This window comes from Mizugakiibacter sediminis, assembly GCF_000953855.2.
Taxonomy (GTDB): Bacteria; Pseudomonadota; Gammaproteobacteria; order Xanthomonadales; family Rhodanobacteraceae; genus Mizugakiibacter; species Mizugakiibacter sediminis.
Window position 1 is genome coordinate 10,772 of the sequence record NZ_DF970188.1, and the last position, 7,924, is coordinate 18,695.

General features: G+C 74.4%; 3 protein-coding genes. All 3 read right to left on the bottom strand.

The annotated features are described in order from the left end of the window. Positions 1-4,095, bottom strand: a 4,095-nt coding sequence (locus MBSD_RS07330; protein ID WP_187300578.1) for a hypothetical protein, incomplete at its 3' end; no start/stop codon positions are given. 211 nt (positions 4,096-4,306) lie between these two features. Further along, positions 4,307-6,991: a M1 family metallopeptidase gene (locus MBSD_RS07335; RefSeq protein WP_062536489.1), complete on the bottom strand. Its 2,685-nt coding sequence runs from the start codon at positions 6,989-6,991 to the stop codon at positions 4,307-4,309. Between the two features lie 447 nt (positions 6,992-7,438). Next, the coding region (locus tag MBSD_RS07340) for a carboxymuconolactone decarboxylase family protein (RefSeq protein ID WP_062536484.1) at positions 7,439-7,924 on the bottom strand (486 nt) is incomplete at its 5' end.

The following is a 7,924-nucleotide window of genomic DNA, read 5'->3' on the forward strand; positions in this document are numbered from 1 at the left end:
CGGCTTCGGCATTTCCGCCGCCGCGGCGCGTCGCGGCCGGCTCCGCCAGTAACCGCCCTGCGTCCACGCGCCGAACGCCCAGCGCAACCAGCCGATCAGCGCGTTGGCCAGCCACAGCGCCCAGGCCAGCATCGCCAGCTTGTACGCCCACAGCGGCAGGCTGAAGGCGCCGGCGCGCGGCAGCGCGCCGGCGCCGCGGTCGGCGAACCAGCGCAGCGCCCACGCCGTCGAGCCGTTGCCGGCGACGTGCATGTCCGGCAGGCCGAGCAGGCCGTGCGGCACCGCCGACACCAGCACCGCCAGCGCGATCAGCGACAGCGCGGCGAGACCGAGCTGCACCAGGTTGAACACGCGCTCGGCGGGCGCGCGGCGCGCGCGCAGACCAAGGCAGATCAGCCACGACGCGACCAGCGCGAACGCGCTCCAGGCGAAGGTGGAGAAGCCGAGCCCCAGCAGCAGCCAGTGCCGCAGGCGCAGCGGCGTCGGCGCGAAGCGCGCCAGCAGCCACGCCGCCAGCAGCAGCACGGCGAGCTGCGACCAGTACAGCACCGCCGGCCCGGCTTGCGGGCCCCAGGTCCACAGCACCCAGCGGCTCCGCGGCAGGTCGAGCGCGAGCTCGATGTTGGCGGCCGGCACGCCGAGGTCGAACAAGGGCGTGCGCGCGCGCCACGCCGCGTCGGCATCCTGTCGCAGGCGCAGCTCGTAGGCGTGCGAACCGGGCAGCAGCGGCAGGCTGACGCGGCCGTCGTGCAGCGCCAGCGGCAACGTCTGGCCGTCGCGCGTCGCCGACAGCAGCACGGCGTCGCGCGGCAGCGCGATCGCGTGCTCGCCGCCCTGCGTGCTGCGCGCGGCCAGGCCGAGCGTCGTCTCCATCGCGCGTTCGCCCAGCGCGGCGGTGACGGCGACGCGGTCGAAGGCGAGGCTGTCGCCCTGCACCGCTTGCGGGCGCGCCAGCGCGATCTTCAGCGTCTCGCCCGGCAGCGGGCGGAACACGTGGGCGAAGTCGCCCGCGTCGGGCGCGCTCTCCGGCACGCCGGAAAACGCCGCATGCCACAGCGGCGCGCTGGCGACGCGCCAGACCTCCGCGCGCTCGTCCAGCGTGGGCGCGGTCAGCGCGAGCGCGGCGCGCGCATCGAGACGGCTGTCCCACGACACCTGGTTGGCGTCCCCGGCGAAGGCGACGCTGACGCGGCCGCCCTGCACCTTCAGGTTTTCGTCCTGCACGTGCTCGCCGGGCAGCAGCGGCACGGCCACGTCGAAGCCGCCCGACGCCGGCGCGATGCGTTCGACGCGCGTGCGCACGGTCCAGTCGAGGCCGAAGAGCAGATCGCGCGTCACCCGCACATATGGCGGGAATGCCTGCGTCGGCGCGGCGACGGTGCCGTTCACCGGCGCGGCGCGCACGCGCGAGAGCGTCAGCGCGTCGCCCAACGGGCGCGTGCCGTCGAGGCCCGACACCGCCCAGCCGCGGCCGGCGAACTGCACGCGCGCCGGCATCAGCGGGAAGCTCAGTGTGGCGCTGTCGGCCGCGCCGGCGCGGAAACCCAGCACGACGCGATGCACGCCGCGCGTCAGCGGCAGCCACAGCGCGCCCTCGCGGCGCGCCAGCGCGTCGGCCGGTTTGCCGTCGACGGCGACCGCAATCAGCGTCAGTGCCGCATCCGGCGCCGGCAGCGGCAGTGCGATCGCCGCGCCGGCAGCGGCGTCGAGGCTCAGCGTCACCTGGTCGCCGTCCGCCGCGAGCTGCGCCCGCGGCAGCGCGGCGCAGGCGGGCGCGCACTTCGGCGCTTCCAGCAGGCGCTGGCGCAACTGCTCCAGCAACTGCGGCGTCGGCAGATCGTCCGCGTGCGCGACTGGCGCCAGCACCGCCAGCGCAAGCAGCGCGGCGGCACCCGCGCCACGCCAGCGCAGCGCCGCCCTGCCGGATCCGCCTGCCCCCTGCGCGATGCGCGCCAGCAGCGCCACCAACAAGCCGATCATCAGCACGCGCAGCGCGCGCGTCAGCCACGGCGGCGCGATCACCAGGCGCACGCTCTGCCCGGCGTCGACCGGGCCGTCCCAGCCGAGGCGATAGGCGCGACCGATGCGCCACGCCGGTTCGCCGGGGCCGGCCTGCACGACGCTGCCGGGGGCGTAAGGAGTCTGCAGCGCGAGTTCGGACGGCGACAGGAAGGAGCCGGTCACCGCGATGGTCTGCAGACCGGACTTGTTTTCGGGCGCCGGCGCGGGCGCCGACACCGCCTCCGCCGTCACGGAAACCGGGGGCCGCGACGGCAAGACCTTCGGCGCTGCGGGCGCGTACTGCACGCGCGCCTCGCGCTCGGCGGTCGCGGCTTCCTGCTTCGCCGCATACGGCACCGGCAGCGCCGTCAGCGCGTCGCCTTCGAGTTGCGGATGCAGCACGTCGCGCAACTGCACCGCGGCGAACGGCAGCGTCCACAGCGCCGCCAGCGCCAGCATGGCGACGCCGCCGACGCGGCCGGCCGTGCGCAGCCGCCCTTCCGGCAGCGCGCGCACCACCAGCAGCAGCGCGACCGCCAGCGCCAGCGTCCAGCGCGGCGCGCCGAACTCGTGCTGCGACAGCGCGAGGAAGCCGAGCGCGACCAGCGCCCACGGCCAGCCGAGCAGGCGTCCGGCCAGCAGCGCGATCAGCGCGACCACGAACAGGTCGAGCAGGCTCCACTGCGCCACCCAGCTGTCCGGCGAGCGGTCCGCGCCCGGCGCGCCGAGCAGGCGATAGCCGTACGGCAGGTGCAGGATCGCCTCGACGCCGTCCAGCGTGCGCTGCCAGCCGGTGGCCGGCACGCGGCCGCCGCGCGTCGGCAGGCGCAGGCCGGCGACGAGGTCGAGATCGGCGGCGCGCACTTCGACGCCGGTGAGGCCCTTCGATGCGCCGTGCGTGACCAGCAGCGGCGTGTCGTCCTGCGCGGCGCGCAGCAGCGTCCACGGCGCGCCGACGTCGAGGCGGTCGGTGCCGGCCAGCGGCCCTTGCAGGCGGTCGCGCGCGTACAGGCCGCGGCCGTCGAAATCGAGCCACAGCTCGCGCTGCAGGCCGAGGTGCTCGGCGGCCGCGCCCGCGCGGCCGCGTGCGCGCTGCTCGACGCTGAGCCGCGCGCCGTCGTCCATCGCGAACGCCGGCAGCGCGCGCCAGTCGTCCGGCACGCCGGCCTGGCCGGGATCGACGCTCGGCGCGCCCGCGGCGCGCGCGGTGCGCAGCGCGGGATCGTCGGCGTAGCTCCAGATCTCCTGCCGCGGCCACGGCGCCGGTGGCAGCTTCAGCGCGACCGCGGCGAGCGGCGCGGTGGCGCGCGCGCCCAGCGTCAGCGTCCACTGGCCCGGGCGCAGCTGCACGCGCAGGCGGCCATCGGGTTCGAGGCGCGCCGGCAGGTCGCCGGCCAGCGCGGTGGCGACGAAACCCCGGGGCAGCACCGGCCCCAGCAGCAGTTCGCGCGGGCTGCCGGCGATCTGCAGTTCGACCCGCGTGTCCAGCGCCGGCGGCATGCCGTCGGCGAGGCGGCGATAGACGCGCAGCGACAGCGCGTCGGCCACGCGCTGCGCGGCCGCGGTGGCGCCCAGCGTCAACTGATCGTCGTTGCGCTCGGGTGCGGCGACCGGCACGCCGTCCACGCGCAGATCGACCAAGCCGATCGACGGCGGCACCGTCAGGCGCGGCGGGCGCGTATCCCAGGCCAGCGTGCCGCGGACGTCATGCGTGCCGGCGTCGAGGCGCAGCGCAGGCGCGCCGTCGCGACGCAGCACCGGCGCGGGCTTGCCGTCGACCTCGACGTCCTGCGGCCAGGCGCGCGCGTCGCCGGGCAATGCGATCCAGGATTCGGCATCGACGCGCACGGCGAGCGCGAAGCGCGCAGCGTCCCTGCCGGCGTCGAGCTTGAGCCGGCCCGGCCAGGCGCATTGGAAATCGTCGTCGCTGCGTGCCGCGTGCGTCGCCAGCAGCGGGCAGGCGCGCGCCTCGTGGCCGTGCAGTACCCAGCCCTGCCAGTCGCGCAGCGGCGGCGGCATCGCGCCTTCGTCGGCGGCGTGCGCCGTCGCGGCCATCCCCAACAGCAGCACCAGCATCCCCAGCCTGCGCAGCATGACGGTCCTCCCCATCGGCCCGCGCGCAGTGTACCGGGCGGCGCGCCGATCATGCCGTCGCGGGGCACGTCCTCAGCAACAGGGGCACCGCATCCGCGCGCCGGCGGGATGGGCCTCGACACGGGGAATTCTTCTCGGACGCGGATGAACGCGGAGCAGCGTTCTGCCGATCCGCGTCCATCCGCGCCCTGCCGTGCCCGAAGGTTTTACCTCAGCGCAATATCGCCGCCGGATCCTGCTTCGCGCGCAGCGCCGTGCACAGCTCGATCTGCTCGCGCGTCTGCGCCAGGCCGCGGGCGGCGCCGGTGATCTCGTCGAGGCGCGGCTGGAAGAACGCCTGCAGGCGGTCGGCCTCGGCCTGCGAGCAGCCGCCGCGCGCGATCAGCGCGGGCAGTTCGCCGCCGGCGAAGCTGTCGGTGCGCGCGACCACGGCGTCGTAGTGCGCGGTGAACCACGTCCACAGCGACTCGCGGCCGGCGCCCTTGTCGCGGCTGGAGCCGAGCAGCATCGCCATCTCGCCGACCTTGACCTTGGGATCGAGCGCGAAATCGCGCACGCGCGTGGCCTGCGCGGCATCGGTGGCCGCGCCGACGCCGCCCAGCATGGCGTTGCGCTGCGCCGGCTCGCTGTTGCGCGCAAGCTCGGCGAGCAGCGCGTCGACCGCCGGCTTGCCGCGCTCCTGCACGCCGACCGCGAGCGACGTGCCCAGCAGGTCCGGGTTGGCGGCGGTGAGGTCGAGACGGCCGTCGGCCTTCGGGCGCAGCGCCTTGTCGGCCTGCGCCAGCAGCGCCTGGCGCACTTCCGGCAGCTTCACCTCGAGGCCGAGGAAGCTGGCCAGCGAGCCGCGCAGCAACGCGTCGTCGTCGGCTTCGCCGGCGCGGCGCTCGTAGCCGAGCGCCTGCAGGCGCGGCAGGTACAGTTCGCGCGTGACCTCGGCGAGACGCTTGCGTTCGGCGTCGTTGCGCGCCTCGTAGCGCCAGATCCAGGTGACGGCGGGGATCAGCGCGGTGGCGACCTGGCGCGTCTTCGAGCCGGCCAGGGTGCGCATCGCCGCCAGCACCGCGGCGGCGTCGAGGTCGCCGCGGCGGAACGCGGCGTCGACGGCGTCGGCGTAGGCGAGCTGCTCGCGGTCGGAGAGGCGGCCGATGGCCACGGTCAGGCGGTCGAAGTCGGCCTGCGGCATGCTGAAGCGGTAGTAGCCGGCGGCGTCGGCGTTCGGCATGTACCACGCCGGGCACTGCGCGCCGGCCAGGGTCATGCGGCCCTCGCGCCGGTCCAGCAGCTCGCACTGCGTCTGCGTGCCGCCGCCGGCGCCGTAGCGCACGCACACCGGCACGCCCCACAGGCGGTCGGTCTCGCCGCGCGAGCCGAGCGGCAGGTAGCGGCTCTGTTTCAGTTGCAGCACCGGCTTGCCGTGATCGCAGTCGAGCTCGGTCCGCACCAGCGGCACGCCGGACTGGTCGAGGAAGCTCTTCATCGCGCGCTCGAAGCGCTCGCCCTTGCCGGAGGCCTTGGCCAGCGCGGCGATCAGGTCGTCGGCGGTGGCGTTGCCGAAGGCGTGCTCGCGCACGTAGGCGCGGATGCCCTGCTGGAACACGTCGGCGCCGACGTAGCGCTCGAACATGCCGAGCACCGCCGCGCCCTTCTGGTAGGTGATGCCGTCGAAGGCGGTCTCGATGTCGCCGTTGTTCTCGATCGGCTGGCGGATGCGCCGCGCGCTGACCAGGCTGTCGTTGCCCATCGCGTACTGCGCGCCTTCGATGCGGTCGAGGTCGGCGCGGTAGGACGGCCGCAGCTGCTGGGTGATCTTGCCCTGCATCCAGGTGGCGAACGCCTCGTTCAGCCAGATGTCGTTCCACCACGGCATGGTCACGGTGTCGCCGAACCACTGGTGCGCCAGCTCGTGCGCGCTGACGTTGAACGAGGCGCGCACGTAGTAGGCCGGCGAGTTCGGATCGAGCAGCAGCAGCCAGTCGCGGAAGGTGACCAGGCCCGGGTTCTCCATCGCGCCGGCGCTGAAGTCGGGCGCGGCGACCAGCGCCACCTTGTCGAACGGGTAGCCGTAGCCGAAGTAGTCCTCCAGCGCGGTGACGATCGCCGGCGTCTGCGCCAGCGCGCGCTCGAGGCGCCTGCCCTCGCCTTGCGCGGCGACGCCGTACAGCGGCGTGGCGTGGTCGCGCCACGGCGTCGCCGGGATGTCGGGCCCCTTGACCACGTCCCACGGGCCGGCGGCGAAGGCGACCAGGTAGGTCGGCAGCGGCCGGGTCGGCGCGAACTCGTAGCGCGTCCAGCCGTCGGCCAGCTTCTGCTCCTTCACCGGCAAGGTGTTCGCCACCGCGGCCTGCCCCTGCGGCACGCTGACGCTCAGCTTGAACGGCGTCTTGAACGACGGCTCGTCGAAACCGGGGAACGCGTAGCGCGCGCTGATCGGCTCCATCTGCGTGACGGCGTACGGCACGCCCTTGTGGCTGACCTTGTACAGGCCCTCCAGGCGCGTGTTGAACGGCGCGCTGAAGGCGATCGTCAGCGTGTAGCGGCCAGGTTCGAGCACGCGGCCGAAGCCCACCTCGGCGACGCCCTCCTGTTCCGCCACCGCGCGGTACTGCGCCGGGTGCGACTCGCCGGCCGCGTCGGCGATCGTCGCCTTGCTCACGTCGAGGTCGCGGCCGTGCAGCCACAGATGGTCCGCCGGCTGCTTCAGGTCGACGGTGATGGTCGCCGTGCCGGTGTAGGTGGTCTGGCGCGGGTCGACGCGGAAGTCGAGCGCGTAGTCCTGCGGCACCGCCCAGCGCGGCAGCTTGCCGAGCGGCGGCACGTCGTTGGGAGTGGCGGCGAAGGCGCCGCTCGCGCAGGCGGCGAGCGCGGCGAAGGCGAGCGGGCGAAGGCGGTGATGCACGGGACGTCCCTCCGTGGCGGCAAAACCGCAGCACACCACCCGCGGGCGACGCGCGTCAACGCCCGATGGTCACGGCGGGCCGCCGGCGGGAATCACGCGCTCCGCGAGCATGAGCGGCGGGGAAGCAGGCTCGGTGCGGATGCTGCGTACGGTTCGCGGCCACGCTGCGCGGGGACTGTGGCATCGCATTACCACCGTCGCGGCCGTGGAAAGACCGCGTGGTGCAGGATGCGAGTCGCGTGGGCGCATGGATCGTGGCGCCCACGCAAGTAGACTCGACCACGGATTCGATTGCCTCGGCCCCTTATCTCGCGTTCCCTTGTCTCGTCGAGAAGGAGACGCGGCACGGACTGCGCGTCGAGGCGCGGGTGTTCATGCGCCGGAAACTCGCAGGATGCGGCGCCGTGCGGAGGCGCATCACGCGCGTGACCTCCGCTTCTGTCTCGATCACGCCGCCGCCGACAGGTCTGTCTGCGCGGCTTCCGCCTGTTCCAGCGTCACCGCCACGGCGTGCAGCACGGCGGCGATGCGCACCGCGCTCTGCACGGCCTGCGCGGAGACCTCGTGCTTGCGCAGGGTCTTCTCGTGCGACTCCATGCACGCGCCGCAGCCGTTGATCGCCGACACCGCCAGCGAGGCCAGTTCGAAGTCGACTTTGGCGCAGCCCGGATTCGCCATCACGTTCATGCGCAGGCCGGCGCGCAGGGTGGCGTACTCGGGGTCGTTCACCAGGTGGGTGAAGCGGTAGTAGACGTTGTTCATCGCCATGATCGCGGCGGCGGCGCGGGCGCCGTTCTGCTCCTCGGCGGAGAGATGCGCGGCGGCGTCGGCGGCGATCGCGCGGGTCAGCGGCGCGTGGCGTGCGGCGATGGCCGAGGCCAGCGCGACGATGGCGATCTGCTTCCGGCCGAGGCCGGGCGCGCCGGCTTCGCT